Raw genomic sequence first — 19,747 nt, 5'->3', positions numbered from 1 at the left:
GGTCAGCGCGCCTTGCGGCGCGATCCGGGGCGGCGTTCGCTCGGCCGGTAGACCGGCTCGCCCGCCGCGGTGGCGGCGTCCCGGCGGTTGGCCCCGAAGTCGGCCAGCGCCTGGGCGAGCGCGGACGCGGACGGGGCCGGGGCCATCACGTCGACCCGCAGGCCGTGCTCCTCCGCCGTCTTGGCGGTGGCCGGGCCGATGCAGGCGATGACGGTCACGTTGTGCGGCTTGCCGGCGATGCCGACCAGGTTCCGGACGGTCGAGGACGAGGTGAACAGCACCGCGTCGAAACCGCCGCCCTTGATCGCCTCGCGGGTCTCGGCCGGCGGCGGCGAGGCGCGCACCGTCCGGTACGCCGTCACGTCGTCGACCTCCCAGCCGAGCTCGACCAGGCCGGCCACCAGGGTCTCGGTGGCGATGTCGGCGCGCGGCAGCAGCACCCGGTCGATCGGGTCGAACACCGGGTCGTACGGCGGCCAGTCCTCCAGCAGGCCGGCCGCGGACTGCTCGCCGGACGGCACCAGGTCGGGCTTCACGCCGAAGTCGACCAGCGCCTGCGCGGTGGTCTCGCCGACCGCCGCGACCTTGATGCCGGCGAACGCGCGGGCGTCCAGGCCGTACTCCTCGAACTTCTCCCGGACGGCCTTGACGGCGTTGACCGAGGTGAAGGCGATCCACTCGTAGCGGCCGGTGACCAGGCCCTTGATCGCGCGTTCCATCTGCTGCGGGGTGCGCGGCGGCTCGACCGCGATGGTCGGCACCTCCTGCGGCACCGCGCCGTACGAACGGAGCTGCTCGGACAGGCCGTGGGCCTGCTCCTTGGTGCGCGGGACGAGGACGTTCCAGCCGAACAGCGGCTTGGTCTCGAACCAGGAGTGCGAGGCCCGGTGGGCGACCTGCTCGCCCACCACGGCTATCACCGAGGTCGCCGGGTCGACCGGGGCGGAGACCGGCGAGGGCAGCACCCGGGCGGCCTTCAGGTCGGCGGCGATCGCGGCCAGCGTGGAGGTGAAGGTCCGCTGCCGGGTGGTGGTGCCGGACAGCGTCGCGGAGAGCGCCGCGTCGGGCTTGCGACCGTGCGCCACCAGGGCGTTGGCGGTCGCGGGCAGCTGGCCCAGGGTGGTGCGCAGCACCAGGGTGGTCTCGGGCACGCCGAGGTCGACCAGCTGGCCGGCCAGCAGCGCCTCGCCGTCGACGAAGCGGACGTCCGCGCCCTGGTCGCCGCGGAGCGGCACGCCCGCGTAGGCGGGCACGCCGACCGACTGGGCGACGCCGGGGACGACCTCGAACGGGACGCCGGCCTTGGCGCAGCGCAGCATCTCCTGGGCGGCGCAGCCGTCCAGGCCGGGGTCGCCGTCGACGGTGCGGACCAGGTGGCGGCCGGCCTTGACGGCGTCGGCGGCCAGGTCGGACAGCTCCCGGCCGGCCTCGGCCGGGTCCATGACCTGGACGCCGCTGGGGCAGTGAGTGCGGACCGCGGCGGCGGTCAGCGGGTCGGCGATCAGCACGTCGGCGGTGCTGAGCACGTCGACGGCGCGCAGGGTGAGCAGCCCGGGGTCGCCGGGGCCGGCGCCGAGGAAGGTGCAGCGCCCTGCGGGCGGGTGGAATCCGGCGGCGGTCATCGGGCGCGCTCCCCCATCAGGTTGGCCGCTCCGGTGTCGAGCAGCCGGGTGGCCAGGGCGCGGCCCAGGGCCGCGGCCTGCTCCTCGGCGGTCTCGTCGGGGACGAGCGGGCCGTTGGCGGACATCTTGAGCAGTTCGGCGCCATCGGTGGTGCCGACCACGCCGTCCAGGCGCAGTTCGGTGCCGGCCCAGGTGGCCAGCGCGGCGACCGGCGCGGAGCAGCCGGCCTCCAGGGTGGCCAGCAGGGCGCGCTCGGCGACCACGGCGGCCCGGGTGGGGGCGTGGTCGAGCCGGGCCAGCACGGCGGCCAGGGTCGGGTCGACGCACTCGACGGCGAGCGCGCCCTGCCCGGGGGCGGGGAGCATCAGCGCGGTGTCGAGGTGGTCGGTGATCTCGGCGTGGCGGCCGAGCCGGTTGAGGCCGGCGGTGGCCAGCACCACGGCGTCGAGTTCGCCGGAGGTGACGAAGTTGATACGGGTGTCGACGTTGCCGCGGATGGCGACGGTCTCCAGGTCCGCGCCGTGGGCCCGGGCCCAGGCGTTGAGCTGGGCCATCCGGCGCGGGGAGCCGGTGCCTATCCGGACGGTGCGGCCGCCGGCCTTGCCGACCAGCTCGGCCAGGGTGAGGCCGTCGCGGGCGACCAGGGCGTCCCGGACGTCCTCGCGCTCGGGGACGGCGGCCAGCAGCAGCCCGGCGGGGGCGGCGGTGGGCAGGTCCTTGAGCGAGTGGACGGCCAGGTCGATGCGGCCCTCCAGCAGGGCGTCGCGCAGGGCGGAGACGAACACTCCGGTGCCGCCGATCTGCGCCAGCGACTCCCGGGAGACGTCCCCGTAGGTGGTGATCTCGACCAGCTCCACCCGGCGGCCGGTGATCTTGGCCACCTCCTCCGCGACCATGCCCGACTGGGCCATGGCGAGGGCGCTGCGGCGGGTACCGAGGCGCAGCGGCGTCACTGTCTCTGGACCATTCATGAGGTGATCGTCCTGGTCGTGCTGGGGGGCTGACGGGGTGTTCATCTGGGTGCTCCGGCGGGCGGGGCGACGGCGGCGGCCTGGGCGGCGGGGATGCCGCCGGCCGGGATCGAGGACCCGGCCCGGTCGCCGATCGGGGTGCCGGAGACAGCGTGCACTGCCGCGGGGTCCAAGTCGAACAGCTCACGCAGGGCTTCCGCGTAGGAGGCCCCGCCGGGTTCGCCGGCGAGCTGCTTGACCTTGACGGTCGGGGCGTGCAGCAGTTTGTCGACCACCCGGCGGACGGACTGCGAGATCTCCGCGGTGGAGCGCTCGTCGAGGTCGGGGAGCCGGGAGGTGAGGCGGGCGAGTTCGCTGCGGACCACCTCGGAGGCCATGGCGCGCAGGGCGACCACGGTGGGGGCGATCCGGGCGGCGCGCTGCGCCTGGCCGAAGGCGGTGACCTCGTCGCCGACGATGGTGGAGACGGCGTCCACGTCGCCCGCGCCGGGGGTGGCGGCGTGCGCGTGGGAGAGGCTCTCCAGGTCGACCAGCAGGGCGCCGTCGAGCCGGTGCACGGCGTGGTCGACGTCGCGGGGCATGGCGAGGTCGAGGAAGGCGAGCGGCTGGTCGGCGGTCCGGGCGGCGACGGCGGCGGCCACCTCGGCGGCGTCGATGACGGTGCCGGCCGCGCCGGTGCAGGAGATCACCAGGTCGACCTCGGCGAGGGCCTGCGGGACGTCGGCGAAGTCCAGGGTGCGGGCGGTGCCGCCGAGGATCTCCACCAGGCGTTCGGCGCGGGCCGGGGTGCGGTTGGCGATCTGCAGGTCGGCGAGGCCGGCCCGGACCAGGGTGGCGGCGGCGAGCGAGCTCATCGAGCCCGCGCCGACCACCAGGGCGCGCTTGCCGGCGATCGGGCCGGCGCCCGCCGCGACCTGCTCCAGGCCGAAGGTGACCAGCGACTGGCCGGCCCGGTCGATGCCGGTCTCGCTGTGCGCGCGCTTGCCGACCCGCAGGGCCTGCTGGAACAGCTCGTTGAGGCCGCGGCCGGCGGTGTGCTCGTCCTGGGCCTTGGCCAGGGCGTCGCGCAGCTGGCCGAGGATCTGGCCCTCGCCGACGACCATCGAGTCCAGGCCGCAGGCCACCGAGAACAGGTGGTGGACGGCGCGGTCCTCGTAGTGCACGTACAGGTGCGGGGTGAGTTCGTCGAGGTCGACGCCGCTGTGCCCGGCGAGCAGCTGGGACAGCTCGGCCACGCCGGCGTGGAACTTGTCCACGTCGGCGTACAGCTCGATCCGGTTGCAGGTGTTGACCAGCGCGGCTTCGGCGACGGTCGCCGAGGCGGCGGCGTCGTGCAGCAGGCGGGTCGGGGTCTCGCCGGTGAGCGCGGCGCGCTCCAGTACGCCGACCGGCGCGGTCCGGTGGCTCAGACCGACTACCAGAAGACTCATGCCCCCACCTCGTCGTGACGGATGTTCGTGCTCACGCCGGCATCACCGCGGAGAGGTCGTCCTCGGGGCCCTTGCCGGTCGGGGCGCTCTTCGCCTGCTCGGCGGCCTTGCCGCCGCCGGCGGCGCGGCGCAGCTTGGCGGCGGCGGCGCGGACCGGCCCGGGGGCGCGGTCGAGCACCGAGTCGCCGGCGGCGGGCTCGTCGCCGGCCTTGCGCTGCTCGTGGAAGGCGAGGATCTGCAGTTCGATCGAGAGGTCGACCTTGCGCACGTCCACGCCGTCCGGGACGGTCAGCACGGTCGGGGCGAAGTTGAGGATGCTGGTCACGCCGGCCTCGACCAGGCGGTCGCAGACCTGCTGGGCGGCGCCGGGCGGGGTGGTGATGACGCCGATGGAGACGTGCTGGGCGGCGACGATGGCCTCCAGCTCGTCCATGTGCCGCACGGGCAGGCCGGCGGCGGCGGTGCCGACCACGTTGGGGTCGGCGTCCAGCAGGGCGGCGACCCGGAAACCGCGGGAGGCGAAGCCGCCGTAGTTGGCGAGCGCGTGGCCGAGGTTGCCGATGCCGACGATGACGACCGGCCAGTCCTGGGTGAGGCCGAGCTCGCGGGAGATCTGGTAGACGAGGTACTCGACGTCGTAGCCGACGCCGCGGGTGCCGTAGGACCCGAGGTAGGAGAAGTCCTTGCGCAGCTTGGCGGAGTTGACGCCGGCCGCGGCGGCCAGCTCCTCGGAGGAGACGGTCGGCACGGAGCGCTCGGACAGCGCGGTCAGCGCCCGCAGGTAGAGCGGAAGGCGAGCCACGGTCGCCTCCGGAATGCCCCGCGCGCGCGAGGTCCGGCGCGCGGCGCCCGGGTCGGGCGTCTGCGAACTGCTGGATGAGGGTCGGCCGATTGCCACGTTGCTCCTGCGGGTGAAGCTGGGCTTGGACCGCCAGGCTATGCGTTTGTGAACGTGTGCACAAAGATGGTGTCCGATTTGTCCCCGAACAGTGACACGCATCACTCGTAACCCGCCGCGCCGACCAGCGGACGCGGCCCTTCCACTCCGGCCGGCCACGGGCCCAGCGGAGCCCACCGGCGCAGCAGTCGGACCGGGCCCCGGGAAGCGGTCGAACGGGCCGGCGCCATCCGCGGCCACGGCACCGCGGCGGCCGCCGGGACGGGCTCCTCCGGCAGCCGGCCGGCCCGCAGGCAGTGCCGCAGCAGCTCCACGGTGGCGTGCGCGTCGCCCAGCGCGGTGTGCGCCGGGAACCAGCCGAGCCCGGCCGCCTCCACGCACGCCGACAGCCCGAAACCGCCCGCCTGCGGCAGCAGCCGGCGCGCCAACCGCATCGTGCACAGCGCCGGCACCGTCGGCAGCGCCACGCCGATCCGCGCGAACTCCCGCTCCAGGAACACCCGGTCGCAGGTCACGTGGTGTCCGACCAGCACCCGGCCGGCCATCAGCTCCAGCAGCCGCGGCGCGATCTGCCGGAACCGCGGCGCGCCGACCACGTCCTCCTGCGCTATCCGGTGCACGTGCGTCGGCCCGACCGGCCCGGCCGGATCGAGCAGCGTGGCGAACTCCCGCTCGGTGCGCAGGGCGGCGTCCAGCTGCACCACGGCGACCTCGACCACCCGGTGCCGCCAGGGGCTACGACCGGTGGCCTCGACGTCGACGACGGCATAGCCGTTCATCGCGCCCTCCTCTGCACGGCCCCCGGCGGACACGGAAAACCGTTCGATGGTAAGCCGGAGAAGGGCCGAACTCCTAGGGCCGAGGACATCGCACGCGCACGAAGGACCTCCGGACGCGGCCGGCGCGAGGAGGGTCGCACCGGCCGGACGGTCAGGCCAGCGCCTTGCGCAGCCGCGTCTCGTCCACCCGCCAGAAGTCGTGCTGGCGGCCGTCGATCAGGGTCACCGGGATCTGCTCGGCGTACTGCTCGTACAGCGCCGCGTCCTGAAGGATGTCCTTCTCCTCGAAGGCCACCCCGAGCTCCTCCACCACCTTGAGGATCACCGCGCGGGCGTCCTCGCACAGGTGGCAGCCGGGTTTGCCGATCAGCGTCACCGTGGTGTCGGCCGGGCTCTTCTTGTCACGTCGCAGCAGGCTCACGGCACACATTGTGCGCCGCCACATATCCCCCGCGTTCACCGGTGCGGCACTCCTCGGTCACGGGGCCGGGCTCCCCGGCTGACTATGCTCGTCGCATGGCAGCGCTGCGAAGGCTCACCCGGTCGAGGCGTTCCCTCGCCGAACGGACCGCCCTGGCGGGCGAGGCCGCGGCCGACGCCGCCCAGGAGCAGCTCGCCCCCGACGCCGACCCCGACGCCGACCCCGAGCCGGACCGCCCCAAGGCCCCCGAGGGCGACCACACCCCGGTGCCCGGCGACGTCCGGGCCGCCGCGTTCTTCGACTGCGACAACACCATCCTGCGCGGCGCCGCGATCTTCTACCTCGGCGTGGGCCTGTACCGGCGGCGCTTCTTCACCCGCCGCGACCTCGCCCGGTTCGCCTGGCAGCAGGCCGCGTTCCGGCTGCGCGGCGCCGAGAACCCCGACCACATCGCCGACGCCCGCGACAGCGCGCTCGGCCTGGTCGCCGGCAAGCGCACCGCCGACCTGGAACGGATCTGCGAGGAGATCTTCGAGCCCGTGCTGGCCGAGAAGGTCTGGCCCGGCACCCGCGCCCTGGTCCAGATGCACCTGGACGCCGGACAGCGGGTCTGGCTGGTCACCGCCGCCCCGCAGGAGGTGGCCCGGCTGATCGCCCGCCGGCTCGGCATGACCGGCGCGCTCGGCACCGTCGCCGAGACCCGCGACGGCGAGTACACCGGCAAGCTGGTCGGCGGCATGCTGCACGGCCCCGCCAAGGCCGCCGCGGTCCAGGCGCTGGCCCGCCGCGAGCACCTCGACCTGGCCCGCTGCGCCGCGTTCAGCGACTCCGCCAACGACATCCCGATGCTCAGCCTGGTCGGCCACCCGTACGTGATCAACCCGGACGCGGCGCTGCGCCGGCACGCCCGGGCGATGGGCTGGCGGGTGCGGGACTTCCGCACCGGCCGCCGGGCCGCCCGGATCGGCATCCCCGCGGCGGCCACGCTGGGCGTCGCCGCCGGGGCGGCCGCCGCCGCGGTGGCGATGCGCCGCCGCCAGCGGGCCTGACCGCACGCCACCCGGATCGGGCGGTACCCGGATCGGACGTCACCCGGGCCGTCCTTGACCAGGCGTCAACCTGCGGCCGTCGACACGCCCCCGCGCGGGTGGTCCCGGCACGCCCCGCGGCACCGCCGGAAGGCCCGCCGCCCTTGTCCCGACGGGTCTGTGCCCCGTGATCGGAACTGATCGTTCGGCAGTCCGGCAAAGTCGTGGATTGAGACCGCCTCCACCGGGGAAACCCCGGCCATCCATCACCGTTCGATCACCCGGTGTGCACAAGCGGTCGCTTTGAGTCGGAGAAATGGCGTCAACTCCGGTCAGAGACAGGTAAATATGCGCAACAAGTGGACCTCATCCGACCACTTCGACCACGCGGTGTAGCTGTCATTGCACAAAGCGTTATTCTCTCCTGGATGCACGCCACCCCGAACGTCCCCGTGACGGGTGGTCAATGCGGCGTGCTCTCCGCACAGGCGGAGGTGATCCGTCCACAGTTCTGCCTCTGGGAGTCCCGTGTACCCACCCGTCCGGAACGACGCGCCAGCCACCTCCCGCCCGTCGACCGCCGGCCTGCGCCGCAGTGTGCGCCTGGAGCGACTGTGGGCCGCGATCCGCGAGTTCGAGCTGCTGGTCCCCCAGCCCGCGGTGGCCGGCCCCACGTTCACCGCGCCCGCACCCGCCGCGTTCGCCGCGCCACTGCTGCGCTCGACCGCCACCGGCAGCCAGGCCGCCCCGCGCGCCCGCACCGTGCCCTCCCCCGGCACCCGCGGCCGCACCCGCAGCGCGCCCGCCGGGCCCGGCTACGACACCGAGCACAATCCGGTCGTCGACCTGGTCGAGCGCGCGCAGAACGGCGAGAGCGAGGCCTTCGGCCGGCTCTACGACCACTACGCCGACACCGTCTACCGGTACATCTACTACCGGGTCGGCAGCCGGGCCACCGCCGAGGACCTCACCTCCGAGACCTTCCTGCGCGCGCTGCGCCGGATCGGCACCTTCACCTGGCAGGGCCGCGACTTCGGGGCCTGGCTGGTCACCATCGCGCGCAACCTGGTGGCCGACCACTTCAAGTCCAGCCGGTTCCGGCTGGAGGTCACCACCGGCGAGATGCTCGACTCCAACGAGTGCGAGCGCAGCCCCGAGGAGTCGGTGCTGGAGTCGCTCTCCAACGCCGCCCTGCTGGACGCGGTGCGCCGGCTCAACCCACAGCAGCAGGAGTGCGTCACGCTCCGTTTCCTGCAAGGGCTTTCGGTCGCCGAGACGGCCCGGATCATGGGCAAGAACGAGGGCGCCATCAAGACGCTGCAGTACCGGGCGGTGCGCACGCTGGCCCGCCTGCTGCCGCCCGACGCCCGGTGACCTGCCGACCGTGGACCCGACCTCCGACAGACCCCCGCCCCACCGCCCCTCACCGGCGCGTCAGTTGGCCGCGCGCCGGGGCGCGGCGCGCCGCCCGTCGCGCCCTCTCGCGCTTGACGCGCCGTCAACCTCGGCCGGGCGCTTGCCCGTCCGGGTGAGGCGGCGGTCATCTGCTCTGCTTAATACGCCAGGGGGGTCGTGCGTAACCGCCTCCCGACACCGCTCGTTGGCCAGCGTGCAACCCGCCACCGGGCCCGCAGTCAAGTGGGATCTCGAACTGTCACCCGATGGTGCGGTTTTGGCCTGCCGGGACAACCAACCGACGGGCCACGGTGTCGAAAACGACGAAGGGAGGTGTGGCCCGTGACGGCAAACATGCTGGAGCACCGGCGGGCGAAGTCCTTCGCCGAGGCGCTGGAGGCCCACCAGAGTGACCACCGGAGCAGCGGCGCGCACCGGGCCGGCTCCGCCGCCATGACCGAGCTGCTCGCCATGGCCGACGCCCTCGGTGCGCTCCCCGCCCCCGAGCTGGCCGCCGAGACGCGGACGGTCCAACGCACCCGGCTGATGGCCGCGTTCGAGCAGCAGTGGGCCGAGGGCGCCCCCACGGCGGTCCTCCCCGTCCAACGCGCCCGGCGCACCCGCCGCAGTCGTTGGGGCCGCCGCCTGGCCATCGGCGGGCTGGTCGCGGGCGTCGCCGTCGGCTCCCTCGGCGGGGCCGCCGCCGCATCCACCGGCGCCCTCCCCGGGGACGCCCTGTACGGCATGAAGCGGGGCCTGGAAGGGCTGCGCCTCAACCTGGCCGACAGCGACGCCGAGCGCGGCGCCCTGCTCCTCCAGCAGGCCACCACCCGGCTCACCGAGGCGCAGTCCCTGGTCGGCCGGACGGACCCGGGCAACGCGCTCAGCCCCGCCACGGTCGACCAGGTGCGCCGCGCCCTCGACGACATGCACGCCGAGGCGCTGCGCGGCCGCGACCTGCTGCGCGCGGTCTACCGTTCCAACGGCTCGCTCGCGCCGATGCGTCAACTCGCCGGTTTCGCCGGGCAGGACGAGCGCTGGTCGGCCCTGCAGTCCCGGCTGCCGTCCGGCCTGGCCGGCCAGGCCGACAAGGTGGACCGCCTGTTCAGCGACATAAGCGAGGACGTCGCGCCCCTGCGGCTGGTGGAGCCCGCCGGCCGGGGCAGCGACGACAGCGCGGCGACCGGAGGTACCGGCGCCGGTACCGGGCAGCAGCCCGGCGGCACGGCGAGCACCGGCGGCACCGGGCACGGTCCGGCCGACGGGTCGTCCGGGCGGGCCACCCCGTCGGCCGAGCCGTCCGCCAAGCCCGGTCTGGGCGACCTGCTGGGCGGCCTCACCGGTGGTGCCACGCCCTCGCCGACCGCCACGCCGGCCCACGGTGGTGCCCCGGCCCCGGCGGCCTCCCCGGCCGCGCCCGCGGACGGCGGACAGGGCCTCAACCTGCCGCCGCTCCTCCCGGGGCTGCTGCCCGGGCTGTCGCTCAGTTGAGCCACCGCCGCCCCGTGCCCGCTGTCGTCGGGGGGCACGGGGCGGCGGGTCGTTCTCGCGGGGAGGGCCGTTCTCGTGGGGCCGTTCTCGTGACAGGGCCCGGCGGTGTGTCAGCCGAAGACCGAGCGGCGCTGCACCAGCAGCTTGTACAGCGTGTGCTGGATGGTCTCCCGCACCTGGTCGGCCAGGTTGAACACCAGCATCGGGTCCTCGGCGGCGTCCTTCGGGTAGCTGTCCGTCGGGATCGGCTCGCCGAACTGGATGGTCCACTTGGTCGGCAGCGGGATCGCGCCGAACGGCCCCAGCCAGGGGAAGGTCGGCGTGATCGGCACGTACGGCAGGCCGAGCAGCCGGGCCAGCGTCCTGAAGTTGCCGATCATCGGGTAGGTCTCCTCCGCCCCGACGATCGAGCACGGCACGATCGGCACCCCGGCCCGCAGCGCGGACGCCACGAAGCCGCCGCGGCCGAACCGCTGGAGCTTGTAGCGGTCCGCGAACGGCTTGCCGATGCCCTTGAAGCCCTCCGGCCAGACCCCGACCACCTCGCCGCGTTCCAGCAGGGTCTGCGCGTCCTCGTTGCAGGCCAGCGTGTGCCCGGCCTTGCGGGCCAGCTCGTTGACCACGGGCAGCACGAACACCAGGTCGGCGGCCAGCATCCGCAGGTGCCGGTCGGCGTGGTCGTGCACCGCGACCTGGGTCATCAGCGCGTCCAGCGGGATGGTGCCGGAGTGGTTGGCGACGATCAGCACGCCGCCGTCGGCCGGGATGTGCTCGGCGCCGCGGACCTCGACCCGGAAGTACTTCTCCGCGAGCGGCCGCAACAGCGCGAGGAACACCTCCTCGGTCAGTTCCCGGTCGAAGCCGAAGTCGTCGACCTCGTAGTCGCCGGTCAGCCGGCGGCGCAGGAAGCCGAGCCCGTCGGCGGCACGCTGCTCCCAGCCCTTGCCGAACAGCCGGGTCGCGGTCGCGCCGAGCTGGCCGGAGAGGGCCGCGCCGACGCCGTCGGCCAGCCGGTCGGCGAGCGCCGGGCGCGGCTCGGGGCCGGACCAGCTCGGCGCGGACTCGATCGGGATGACATTGGCCGCCGGGTCGGCGGGCTCCCGCGCGGCTGTCATCGCGGCCTCAACTCCTCGGGTTCGGTGGGGCGGTGGTCGGTGAGCAGGCCGGTGAGCCGGTCGGTGACGGCGGTCAGCCGGGTCGGCGGCAGCGGGCCGGGCGGCACGTGCGCGGCGAAGTCGGCGAACGCCTCGGGGGTGGTCCAGCGCGGCGTGAAGCCGAACGTGTCGCGCAGCAGCGCGGTGTCCACCACCCGTCCGTGGGTGAGCAGTTGGAGCTGTTCCTGGGAGAAGGCGCGGTCCGCGGGGGCGGTCAGCTGCCGGGCCAGCCGGCCGACCAGGCCGAGTGCGGGCCGCAGCAGTGGCACGGTGGGGCGGCCGAGCCGGCGGGCGCACTGGGAGAGCAGCAGCACGCCGTCGCCCGCGACGTTGTAGGTGCCGGTCGGCGCGTCCAGCGCGGCCAGCCGCAGCACCTCCAGCGCGTCGTCCTCGTGGACGAACTGCAGGCGCGGGTCGTGGCCGAGCGCGGTCGGCAGCAGCGGCAGCCGGAAGTACGCGGTCAGCGGGGTGTCGCCGTGCGGGCCGAGGATGTTGGCGAAGCGCAGCACCGTCACCGCGACGTCGGGGCGGCGGCGGGCGAACCCGCGGACGTAGCCCTCCACCTCGGCGGCGTCCCGGGCGAAGCCGCCGACCGGCAGCGCCTTGGGCTGCATCCGCTCGCCGAACACCGCCGGGTCGCGCGGCGCGGAGCCGTAGACGGCGGTGGTGGACTTCACCACCAGGCGGCGCACCCCGGGGGCCTTCTGGCAGGCGCCGAGCAGCTGCATGGTGCCGATGACGTTGTTCTCCTTCACCAGCGCCCGGCCGCCGTGGCCGAGCGCGGTGACGTGGAGGTGCACCACGGTGTCGACGTCGTGCTCGGCGATCACCCGGGCGATCGCCGGGCGGCGCAGGTCGACCTGCGCGTACTGCACGGCGGACGGCAGCGCGGCCGGCGGCGGGCCGGCGTCCACGCCCACCACCCGGTCCACGCCGGGCTGTTCGGCGATCCGGCCGGCGAAAAGCGCACCGAGCCGGTGCGCCACCCCGGTGACGAGCACGACCTTGCCCACGTTGCCGCGACCTCCCTGGCTGCCGGTGCTGCCTTCCCCCTGGCCTGCACCGTACCGCGCCGTGGACACGGGAACGGAAACGCCACTGCCCGCCACCGGAAATCATCCGGGGACGGGCAGTGGTGGAACCTGGCGGCGCGAGGCGACCGCAGGCGGTGTTACTTCTTGTTGCGACGCTGCACGCGAGTGCGCTTCAGAAGCTTGCGGTGCTTCTTCTTGGCCATACGCTTGCGACGCTTCTTGATGACAGAGCCCACGGAACATTCCTCGCTCACTCGGACCCGCGCCCGTGAGGAACGGGAGTCCATACGACTGACGGAGGCCCTAGCCTACCGTCCACCTCGCGTTTGCCGTAATCGGTGTCCCGTTGGCGGCTGCGGAGCTATGCGCTCTGCAGCCGGACGTAGGACTCCTGGAGGTATTCGTGCACCTTCTGCTCGGGCACCCGGAACGAGCGTCCGACCCTGATGGCCGGAAGTTCGCCGCTGTGCACGAGGCGGTAGACCGTCATCTTCGAGACCCGCATCACCGAGGCGACCTCGGCGACCGTCAGGAAGACCACATCCTGCAGGGGACGCTCGCTCATGACCCTCACCCGACCCTTACCCGTGTGCAAGGCACCGGCTTCCCCTCCGGTGACTCCACCGGCACACGTGTATCCCCAGAGTAGTTATGGGTGGTACGGGTGGGAAGGGGGTGGCCGTCAACTGTTGTACGGTGCGAGATCCGCCCGTTGCAGTACGTAGTCGCTCAGTGCTCTGTAGCAGGACGGGTCCGAACCGTCCTCCAGCGGGACGACCACCTCGACCAGGCCGTCCGCCTCGGCGGCGAACGGGGCGACGTCGTTGCAGTCCGCGATGCCGCCCGCCGGGATGCCGAGGAGGCCGGCGCCGCACAGCCAGCCGTGGTCGCCCAGTACCAGGTCGGGCGGGCGGTGACCGGCCTCGGCGAGGGCGGTCAGGGCGAGCCGGACGGGGAGCGGGGAGTGCGTGTGCGCGAGGTCGCCGGAACGCCCCGGGCGGCCGGGGCGTTCGGGGCGTTCGGGGCCGTCCAGGGCGCGTGTCACCAGCACCCGGTCGACCACGTCGAGGTAACGGGGGCGGTCACCCTCCGGGGTGGGCTCACGGAAGCGTACGGCCCGCGCGGGAGTGCGAACGGCGCACCCGGCGGCTTCGAGCGCCCGCGCGAGCGCCCCGTGGAAGCCCGCCAGTTTGTTGGGATGCCCGGTGCCGGCCAGCACGCTGCCGCGGCGGTCGGCGGTGCGGCGCAGCAGGGCGGCGAGGCGGTCCAGGGCATCGAGGGTGAGCTCGGGGTCGATGGTGTCGGGGCCCTCGGTGTACCGGGGGTCGGGGTCGACGCCGACACGTTCGGCCATCAGGCGCAGCACCGCGGCCTCGTCCCGGCGGTGGTGCGGGTCGAGGCCCATCAGCGCCTTGGGGTCGCCCTGGGCGAACAGCCGGTAGTGGCGCAGGTTGTTCTGCCGGGGCGTGGGCACGTCGGGACCGGCCAGGCGGCGCTTCAGCAGGTGGGCGCGGAGCTCGTCGCGGGTGCGGCCGGGCGCGGTCACGGGAGCAGTCCGTGGTGCGGGAGGACGGCGCGGCGGGTGGCCAGGATGGCCTGGTCGAGGCGGTCGGCGGGGTCGTAGCCGCCGTCGTGGAAGTCTTTCCAGTCCGGGGTGGCGCCGTCGGTCATCCGCAGCGGGGCGGGGCGGCGGGTCAGCCGGTAGACCTCGGCGCGCCACTCCTCGGGGGTCTCGGTGGCCGGGTCGACGGGGTGGCCGGCCGCGGTCGCCACCAGGTGCGTCCAGGTGCGGGGCACCACGTCGACCACCGCGTACCCGCCGCCACCGGTGGCCACCCAGCGGCCGTCGGCGTACTGGTGGGCCAGTTGGTGCACCGACTCGGCGATCAGGCGCTGCGCGTCGACGGTCACCGCGAGGTGCGCGAGCGGGTCCTCGATGTGGGTGTCCGCGCCGTGCTGGCTGACGATCACCTGCGGGCGGAACGCGGCCAGCAGCTCCGGGACGAGGGCGTGGAACGCGCGCAGCCAGCCGGCGTCGCCGGTGCCGGCGGGCAGCGCCAGGTTGGCGGCGGTGCCCTGGGCGTCCGGGCCGCCGGTCTCGGTGGCCCAACCGGTCTGCGGGAAAAGGGTGCTGGGGCTTTCGTGCAGGGAGACGGTGAGCACCCGGGGGTCGTTCCAGAACGTCTGCTGGACGCCGTCGCCGTGGTGCACGTCCACGTCGACGTACGCGACCCGTTCCGCGCCGAGCTCCAGCAGGCGGGCGATGGCGAGGGCGGGGTCGTTGTAGATGCAGAAGCCGGACGCCTGGCCGGGCATCGCGTGGTGCAGGCCGCCCGCGAAGTTCACGGCGTGCGGGGTCTGCCCGCGCCACACCGCCTCGGCGGCGGCCACGGACTGGCCGGCGATCAGTGCCGAGGCGGTGTGCAGGGCGGGGAAGGACCAGTTGTCGTCGGTGCCGAGACCGTGGACGGGGTCGGTGGCGGTGGGGTCGGCGGCGGCCCGCTTGACGGCTTCGAGGTAGTCGGCGGTGTGGACCAGACGGAGCGTGGAGTCGCCGGCGGCGGGGGCGGAGCGGAGCTGGACGTCGGGGTGCTTGGTCAGGCCGAGGGACTCGATCAGACGCATCGTCAGGGCGAGACGGGTCGGGTCCATGGGATGGCCCGGTCCGAAGTCGTAGCCGGTTTCGGCTTCGTCCCAGTAGAGGTGCAGTCCGCAAGTATCTGCCATGGGGCACACGGTATCCGGGAGGGGCGCGGTCAGGTGCGAGTCATTGCCCGTAGCGCGACTTTCCGCTGGTCAGCTTCCGCTTCGCGCAGTTCCTCGCACCCCTGGTTCCGCACTCGGTTGCGCCCCTGTCTCCGGACCCGCCTGTCCGCCCGCCGGGGCGAAGTGTCGGGCGAGCGGGAGGATGGCGAGAATCAGGAGCATCGGGGCGCCGAAGGCCCAGCGGTAGGAGGAGAGTTCGGCGAGGGTGCCGACGAGGGGGGAGCCGATGAGGAAGCCGGCGTAGTTGAAGAGGTTGAGGCGGGCGACGGCGGCGTCGCTCGCGTGCGGGAGGAGGCGGCCGCCGGCGGCGAAGACCTGGGGGATGATCGCGCAGATGCCGAGGCCGAGGACGGTGAAGCCGAGGATGCCGGCCCAGGCGGCGGGGGCGAGGGCGGCGAGCAGGAAGCCTGCGCCGGCGAGGCTCGCGCCGGCGCGGACGACCGGGACGGCGCCGAAGCGTTGAACGGCGCGGTCGCCGACGGTGCGGCCGAGGAGCATGGCGACCATGTAGCCGAGGTAGGAGAGTTTGGCGAGGTCCTCGCGGCTGCCGAGGCCGTCGGTGAGGTACTTGACGCTGTAGTTGGAGACCGAGGCGTCGGCTATGTAGGCGAAGGCCATCGCGGCGCAGAGCGGGAGCAGCGGCCGCCAGGGGATGCGGCGGGCGGCGAGTTCGGCGGCTTCGCGGACGGCGTCGCCGAGTTCGGCGGGTCCGGCGAAGTGGCGGCCGATCAGGAGCGCGGCGGGGACGAGGACGATCGCGGGGCCGCCGAAGACGAGGGGGAGGCCGGCGTCGTAGTGGGCGGCGAGGCCGGCGAGGGCGGCGCCGATGATGCCGCCGAGGCTGAACGCGGCGTGGAAGCCGATCATGATGCTGCGGCCGTAGCGGTGCTGGAGGCCGACGCCGAGCATGTTCATGGACGCGTCGAGGGCGCCGACGAGGATGCCGAACAGGCCGAGGGCGAGGGCGAGTTGCCAGAGTTGGCTGCCGAGGCCGGTGAGCGCGAGGGTGACGCAGATGGCGGGTTGGACGACCCGTAGGACGCCGCGCGCGGTGGTGCGTTTGACCAGGGTCTCGGAGCCGATGGAGCCGAGGCCGGCGAGGATCGGGACGGCGGCGAGGAAGACCGGCAGCAGGGCGTCGCTGAGGCCGTAGCGGTCCTGGATCTCGGGGATGCAGGTGACCAGCAGGGCGAAGGTGGTGCCTTGGAGGAGGAAGGAGAGTGCCAGCGCGGCGCGGGCCTTCCGGAGTCGCGGGGTGGGTTCGGCCGCGGCCGTGACCTGCATGGAAACCTCGCTCACCACCGACGCTACCGGCCGGTACGAAGGATGTTGGCCAGAGCGTAGGCGGTGGGCGGCGGCTGCGGGAGGGGTCGCGCGCGATCAGTTCAGGAGGTCGACGGCCCGTTCCAGGTCGGTGTAGAGGCCGGTGGCTCCGGCGGCGGTGAGCCTGTCGGGGTCGGTGAGCGCGGCGTACCCGTACACGTCCATTCCGGCGGCGCGGGCGGCCAGTACGCCGTTGCCGCTGTCCTCCAGGACGAGGCAGCGGGCCGGGTCGGCGCCCATGGTGCGGGCGGCGTGCAGGAAGAGGTCGGGGGCGGGCTTGCCGATGCCGACGTCCTGGGCGGAGAACAGCAGGTCGTCGGTGAAGTAGCCGGACAGGCCGGTGAGGCGGTGTGCGGTGCGGATCCAGGAGTGGTGGGCGGAGGAGGCGACGCAGTAGCGGACGCCGTTGTCCCGGAGGTGGTTCAGGAAGGTCTCGGCGCCGCGGACGGGCTTGAGTTCACCGGCGAAGGCGGCGAACACCCGGTCGTGGTACAGGTCGTCGAAGCCCTCGGGGAGGGTGGCCCCGTACCGCTGTGCGATCACGTCGTGCACGTGGTGCGCAGCGGTGCCCATGAAGTCGCGGTAGGAGTCCTCGACGGTGGTGGGGTGGCCGAGTTCGGTGAGGTACTCGGCGAGCACCCGGTTCGATATCGGCTCGCTGTCCACCAGCACGCCGTCGTTGTCGAGGATCAGCAGGTCGTAGCTCACGTTGTTCCAGCCTACTTTCCGCCGGTGGCGAGTTCCCGGGAGCGGTCCCGGGCGGCTTCGAGGGCGCCGAGCATGGCCGCCCGGACGCCGTGGTTCTCCAGTTCGCGGATGGCGGCGATGGTGGTGCCGGCCGGGGAGGTGACGGCCTCGCGCAGCTTGACGGGGTGCTCGCCTGAGTCGCGGAGCATCACGGACGCGCCGATCGCGGACTGCACGATCAGCTCGTGCGCGACCTGGCGGGGCAGGCCGAGCAGGATGCCGGCGTCGATCATCGCCTCGACCAGGAAGTAGAAGTAGGCGGGGCCGGAGCCGGAGAGGGCGGTGGCGGCGTCCTGCTGGCTCTCGGGGACGCGCAGGGCCTTGCCGACCGAGCGGAAGATCGCCTCGGTGCGTTCCAGGTGGGCCTCGGTGGCGTGCGGGCCGCCGGAGATGACGCTCATGCCCTCGTCGACCAGCACCGGGGTGTTGGGCATGACGCGGACCACGGGGGTGCCGGGGGCGAGGCGGTCCTCGAACCAGGCGATGGGGATGCCGGCGGCGGCGGAGACGATCAGCTTGTCGGCGGCGACGTGCTCGGCGAGTTCGTCGAGCAGGGTGCCCATGTCCTGCGGCTTGACGGCGAGGATCAGGGTGTCGGCGAGCTTGGCGGCCTCGGCGTTGGTGGCGGTGGCGACGCCGTAGCGGTCGGCGAGTTCGGTGGCGCGCTCGGGGCGGCGGGCGGTGACCAGGACGTCGGCCGGGTCGGTGCCGGCCCGCAGCAGGCCGGAGAGCAGGGCCTCGCCGATCTTTCCGGTGCCGAGGAAGGCGATCTTCTGGCCGGCGGTGGTGGTGTTGCTCATGGCGGGCCCTCCGTGTGCTGCGGTTCCTGGCGGCCATCTTCTCCCGGAACGCGCCGGCCGCGGCGCAGCTGTCCACCCTGCGGGCGGAGGTCGTTCCCGGTCCGCCGCAACCGGTGCCCGGTGCGGCCGGCGGTGCCGGCGGGGTGGCCGACGATCGACGTGACGGTGTGGCCGTAACGCCCCGTAGGGGGAATATCAGGGGTTCCGGTGCTGGATTCCGCAGCGGCCGTGGAGCACCGTGGAGGCATGGGACACGGAGAGTTGTCAGGACGTGAGAACCGTCAGGTCGCCGTCGCCGCAGCGACGCTCGGGCCTTGGCGGACGGCGACGGCGGTGGGCGCGGTGGTCGGCGGCGCCGCCCTCGCGGTGGACGTGGTGACCGGGCACTGGTCGATGGACATCCTGGCGGGGCCGGTCGGCCTCGGGCTGTTCTTCTTCTTCCTGGTCGGCGCGGTCGGCGGGCGGCTGCGCAAGGGCGGGGACCGGCGGCTGCAGCGGTGGACGGAGGAGCACCCGTGGCAGTCGGCGGTCCCGGCGTCCGCGGCGTTGTGGCTGGCGAACACCGTGAACCTGTGGCTGCTGGGCGACTGGGGCCTGTTCGGGGCGCTGTTCACCTCGCTGCTGCCGGCGGGTCTGCTGCTGGGCGTGGCGGGCGTGGTCGGCTCGGTGAAGGCCGCCCGCAAGGGGTAGCTCTACCGCCCCCGGTGTCGGGCGTGTCGGCGGTGGTCGGCATACTTCCGGCCGTGCCGAGATTTGAGGAGCCGGGTCCGAGCGACTCCGGACAGCAGGGGAACCCCTTCAAGAGGATGGACCTGGACGAGGAGCACGTCCGGGGAGCGACGCCCCCCGAGGCGTCGGGCCGGGAGCCGCACCGGCTGCGCAACACGCTGCTGACCCTGCTGATACCCGTGACCGCGCTGGGGGCAACGGTGGCGGTGATGGCCTGGAAGGGCAACCCGAAGGAGAAGCTGCGGGCCCAGTCCTCGGCGCTGCCGTCGGTGGGTGCGGCCACGGCGACGCCCACCAAGGCGCCGCCGAGCGTGTCCCCGGAGACCGCGACGGTGGACCGGCCGTGGGCGGGTTCGCCCGCCGAGGCGTGGCCGGCCGGCCCGGACGGGCTGGCGCTGCCGCAGGCCACCGCGGTCGGGGTGTTCGACCAGGACCGGGTGGCCAAGGACCTGGAACTGGCCAAGGCCTTCCTGGTCGCCACCAACCTGGACCCGAAGGTGGTGGCGGGCGGGTACCCGCAGGCCGCGCTCGACCTGACGAACCAGCAGAACGGCGACGACCTGGCCGCGGACCTGGCCCACCCGAGCAAGGAGAACGACCCGGCGACCTGGGTGAGCCGCTTCGACCCGGAGTGGGCGGTGCCGGTGACCGACCAGGTGAAGGTGCAGGGCCTGATCACCTTCGAGGGCGACGGCGAGCAGGGCCTGCTGGTGCACGTCGACGTCACCTTCGTCTACGCGCTCAAGCCGGGCCCGCAGGTCGGCAAGGCCGCGCCGTCGACCGGGCCGACGACCCCGGGCGGCGGCTCCCGGCCGAGCGGCGGCAGCAGCAGCAGCGGCGCGAAGTCGGTGGCCCTGATCCAGGCCGAGCCGGGCACGGTGGAGGTGGAGCGGGAGATCGTCCGCCGCAAGCTCGACATCCGGTTCGCCGATCCGGCGCGCTTCCAGGTGAAGAAGGACAAGGTGTCGCTCACCAGGTGGAGCACCGAGCGGGCCAACACCCTCTGCGGTTTCCACGACGGCTACCTGCGTCCGTCGTTCCGCGCCGACCGGTCCTCCGGGACGGCCGCGCCGAGCGGCGGCCCGGCTACCGACCCGTACGACTGGAGCCGGCCGCTCGACGAGAGCGGCGAGTGCGGTACCGCCAGCCGTAGCTGACG

At 73.8% G+C, this 19,747-nt stretch carries 20 protein-coding genes; 5 read left to right on the top strand and 15 right to left on the bottom strand.

Features of this window, described 5'->3' with window-relative positions:
• Positions 1-2: 2 nt before the first annotated feature.
• The 6 genes from AMK19_RS02945 to AMK19_RS02920 all read right to left on the bottom strand — a co-directional run bounded on the left by AMK19_RS02945 (position 3) and on the right by AMK19_RS02920 (position 6,121).
• Positions 3-1,622 (bottom strand): uroporphyrinogen-III synthase, encoded by a 1,620-nt coding sequence (locus AMK19_RS02945; protein ID WP_073807766.1) that lies wholly within the window; start codon positions 1,620-1,622, stop codon positions 3-5.
• A complete protein-coding gene (gene hemC, locus AMK19_RS02940; protein ID WP_073808344.1) occupies positions 1,619-2,593 on the bottom strand; it encodes a hydroxymethylbilane synthase in 975 nt (324 codons plus the stop codon). The genes AMK19_RS02945 and hemC overlap by 4 nt, the downstream gene beginning before the upstream one ends.
• Positions 2,594-2,634: 41 nt before the next feature.
• Positions 2,635-4,023, bottom strand: a complete 1,389-nt coding sequence (locus tag AMK19_RS02935) for a glutamyl-tRNA reductase (protein WP_073807765.1) — start codon at positions 4,021-4,023, stop codon at positions 2,635-2,637.
• Between the two features lie 31 nt (positions 4,024-4,054).
• Positions 4,055-4,915, bottom strand: a complete 861-nt coding sequence (locus AMK19_RS02930) for a redox-sensing transcriptional repressor Rex (RefSeq protein ID WP_073808343.1) — start codon at positions 4,913-4,915, stop codon at positions 4,055-4,057.
• A gap of 107 nt (positions 4,916-5,022) precedes the next feature.
• Positions 5,023-5,700 (bottom strand): 3'-5' exonuclease, encoded by a 678-nt coding sequence (locus tag AMK19_RS02925; RefSeq protein ID WP_073807764.1) that lies wholly within the window; start codon positions 5,698-5,700, stop codon positions 5,023-5,025.
• Between the two features lie 151 nt (positions 5,701-5,851).
• Entirely contained in the window at positions 5,852-6,121 is a 270-nt protein-coding gene (locus AMK19_RS02920; RefSeq protein ID WP_443134982.1) for a glutaredoxin family protein, read from the bottom strand.
• 95 nt (positions 6,122-6,216) lie between these two features.
• Here AMK19_RS02920 and AMK19_RS02915 point away from each other — a divergent pair, with 95 nt between their 5' ends.
• The 3 genes from AMK19_RS02915 to AMK19_RS37910 all read left to right on the top strand — a co-directional run bounded on the left by AMK19_RS02915 (position 6,217) and on the right by AMK19_RS37910 (position 10,035).
• A complete protein-coding gene (locus AMK19_RS02915; RefSeq protein ID WP_073807761.1) occupies positions 6,217-7,170 on the top strand; it encodes an HAD family hydrolase in 954 nt (317 codons plus the stop codon).
• A gap of 507 nt (positions 7,171-7,677) precedes the next feature.
• On the top strand, positions 7,678-8,523 hold the full coding sequence (locus AMK19_RS02910) for an ECF subfamily RNA polymerase sigma factor, BldN family (protein WP_443134981.1): 846 nt from the start codon (positions 7,678-7,680) through the stop codon (positions 8,521-8,523).
• Positions 8,524-8,886: 363 nt separating this feature from the next.
• Positions 8,887-10,035 carry a DUF5667 domain-containing protein gene (locus AMK19_RS37910; RefSeq protein ID WP_073807759.1) on the top strand — a complete coding sequence of 383 codons (1,149 nt, stop codon included), beginning with the start codon at positions 8,887-8,889 and terminating at the stop codon, positions 10,033-10,035.
• Between the two features lie 110 nt (positions 10,036-10,145).
• On the opposite strand, the gene AMK19_RS02900 is transcribed toward AMK19_RS37910, so the two are convergent.
• The 9 genes from AMK19_RS02900 to proC all read right to left on the bottom strand — a co-directional run bounded on the left by AMK19_RS02900 (position 10,146) and on the right by proC (position 17,859).
• On the bottom strand, positions 10,146-11,150 hold the full coding sequence (locus AMK19_RS02900) for a lysophospholipid acyltransferase family protein (protein ID WP_073807757.1): 1,005 nt from the start codon (positions 11,148-11,150) through the stop codon (positions 10,146-10,148).
• The gene (locus tag AMK19_RS02895) at positions 11,147-12,202 is read right to left on the bottom strand and encodes an NAD-dependent epimerase/dehydratase family protein (protein ID WP_073807755.1); all 1,056 of its coding nucleotides are present in this window, start codon (positions 12,200-12,202) and stop codon (positions 11,147-11,149) included. The genes AMK19_RS02900 and AMK19_RS02895 overlap by 4 nt, the downstream gene beginning before the upstream one ends.
• Before the next feature lie 158 nt (positions 12,203-12,360).
• Positions 12,361-12,510 (bottom strand): 30S ribosomal protein bS22, encoded by a 150-nt coding sequence (locus tag AMK19_RS02890; protein WP_425268772.1) that lies wholly within the window; start codon positions 12,508-12,510, stop codon positions 12,361-12,363.
• Positions 12,511-12,584: 74 nt separating this feature from the next.
• Positions 12,585-12,788 carry a helix-turn-helix domain-containing protein gene (locus AMK19_RS02885; protein ID WP_035863710.1) on the bottom strand — a complete coding sequence of 68 codons (204 nt, stop codon included), beginning with the start codon at positions 12,786-12,788 and terminating at the stop codon, positions 12,585-12,587.
• A 117-nt stretch (positions 12,789-12,905) separates the two neighbouring features.
• Complete coding sequence (locus AMK19_RS02880) at positions 12,906-13,769, bottom strand: phosphatase (RefSeq protein WP_073807754.1); 864 nt, start codon at positions 13,767-13,769, stop codon at positions 12,906-12,908.
• The gene (locus tag AMK19_RS02875) at positions 13,766-14,950 is read right to left on the bottom strand and encodes an acetoin utilization protein AcuC (RefSeq protein ID WP_073807752.1); all 1,185 of its coding nucleotides are present in this window, start codon (positions 14,948-14,950) and stop codon (positions 13,766-13,768) included. The genes AMK19_RS02880 and AMK19_RS02875 overlap by 4 nt, the downstream gene beginning before the upstream one ends.
• A 69-nt stretch (positions 14,951-15,019) precedes the next feature.
• Positions 15,020-16,273 (bottom strand): MFS transporter, encoded by a 1,254-nt coding sequence (locus AMK19_RS02870; protein WP_073807751.1) that lies wholly within the window; start codon positions 16,271-16,273, stop codon positions 15,020-15,022.
• A 96-nt stretch (positions 16,274-16,369) separates the two neighbouring features.
• Positions 16,370-17,020 (bottom strand): HAD family hydrolase, encoded by a 651-nt coding sequence (locus tag AMK19_RS02865; RefSeq protein WP_073807749.1) that lies wholly within the window; start codon positions 17,018-17,020, stop codon positions 16,370-16,372.
• Between the two features lie 11 nt (positions 17,021-17,031).
• Entirely contained in the window at positions 17,032-17,859 is an 828-nt protein-coding gene (gene proC / locus AMK19_RS02860; RefSeq protein WP_073807748.1) for a pyrroline-5-carboxylate reductase, read from the bottom strand.
• 246 nt (positions 17,860-18,105) lie between these two features.
• Here proC and AMK19_RS02855 point away from each other — a divergent pair, with 246 nt between their 5' ends.
• Both AMK19_RS02855 and AMK19_RS02850 read left to right on the top strand, forming a co-directional pair.
• Positions 18,106-18,549 carry a hypothetical protein gene (locus AMK19_RS02855; protein ID WP_073807746.1) on the top strand — a complete coding sequence of 148 codons (444 nt, stop codon included), beginning with the start codon at positions 18,106-18,108 and terminating at the stop codon, positions 18,547-18,549.
• Between the two features lie 53 nt (positions 18,550-18,602).
• Complete coding sequence (locus AMK19_RS02850; protein WP_143200019.1) at positions 18,603-19,745, top strand: hypothetical protein; 1,143 nt, start codon at positions 18,603-18,605, stop codon at positions 19,743-19,745.
• The last annotated feature ends 2 nt before the right edge of the window (positions 19,746-19,747 follow it).

Source organism: Kitasatospora sp. CB01950, from assembly GCF_001905465.1.
Taxonomy (GTDB): domain Bacteria; phylum Actinomycetota; class Actinomycetes; order Streptomycetales; family Streptomycetaceae; genus Kitasatospora.
The sequence above is the reverse complement of the archived record's forward strand: the minus strand, read 5'-3'. Positions and strand labels throughout refer to the sequence as shown.

Excerpts from the sequence above, each read along its gene's own strand:
- AMK19_RS02900 (WP_073807757.1), bottom strand. The coding sequence starts at position 11,150 with ATGACAGCCGCGCGGGAGCCCGCCGACCCGGCGGCCAATGTCATCCCG.
- AMK19_RS02855 (WP_073807746.1), top strand. The coding sequence starts at position 18,106 with ATGGGACACGGAGAGTTGTCAGGACGTGAGAACCGTCAGGTCGCCGTC.
- AMK19_RS02945 (WP_073807766.1), bottom strand. The coding sequence starts at position 1,622 with ATGACCGCCGCCGGATTCCACCCGCCCGCAGGGCGCTGCACCTTCCTC.
- hemC (WP_073808344.1), bottom strand. The coding sequence starts at position 2,593 with ATGAATGGTCCAGAGACAGTGACGCCGCTGCGCCTCGGTACCCGCCGC.
- AMK19_RS02890 (WP_425268772.1), bottom strand. The coding sequence starts at position 12,510 with ATGGACTCCCGTTCCTCACGGGCGCGGGTCCGAGTGAGCGAGGAATGT.
- AMK19_RS02915 (WP_073807761.1), top strand. The coding sequence starts at position 6,217 with ATGGCAGCGCTGCGAAGGCTCACCCGGTCGAGGCGTTCCCTCGCCGAA.
- AMK19_RS02925 (WP_073807764.1), bottom strand. The coding sequence starts at position 5,700 with ATGAACGGCTATGCCGTCGTCGACGTCGAGGCCACCGGTCGTAGCCCC.
- proC (WP_073807748.1), bottom strand. The coding sequence starts at position 17,859 with ATGAGCAACACCACCACCGCCGGCCAGAAGATCGCCTTCCTCGGCACC.
- AMK19_RS02875 (WP_073807752.1), bottom strand. The coding sequence starts at position 14,950 with ATGGCAGATACTTGCGGACTGCACCTCTACTGGGACGAAGCCGAAACC.
- AMK19_RS02935 (WP_073807765.1), bottom strand. The coding sequence starts at position 4,023 with ATGAGTCTTCTGGTAGTCGGTCTGAGCCACCGGACCGCGCCGGTCGGC.
- AMK19_RS02870 (WP_073807751.1), bottom strand. The coding sequence starts at position 16,273 with ATGCAGGTCACGGCCGCGGCCGAACCCACCCCGCGACTCCGGAAGGCC.
- AMK19_RS02885 (WP_035863710.1), bottom strand. The coding sequence starts at position 12,788 with ATGAGCGAGCGTCCCCTGCAGGATGTGGTCTTCCTGACGGTCGCCGAG.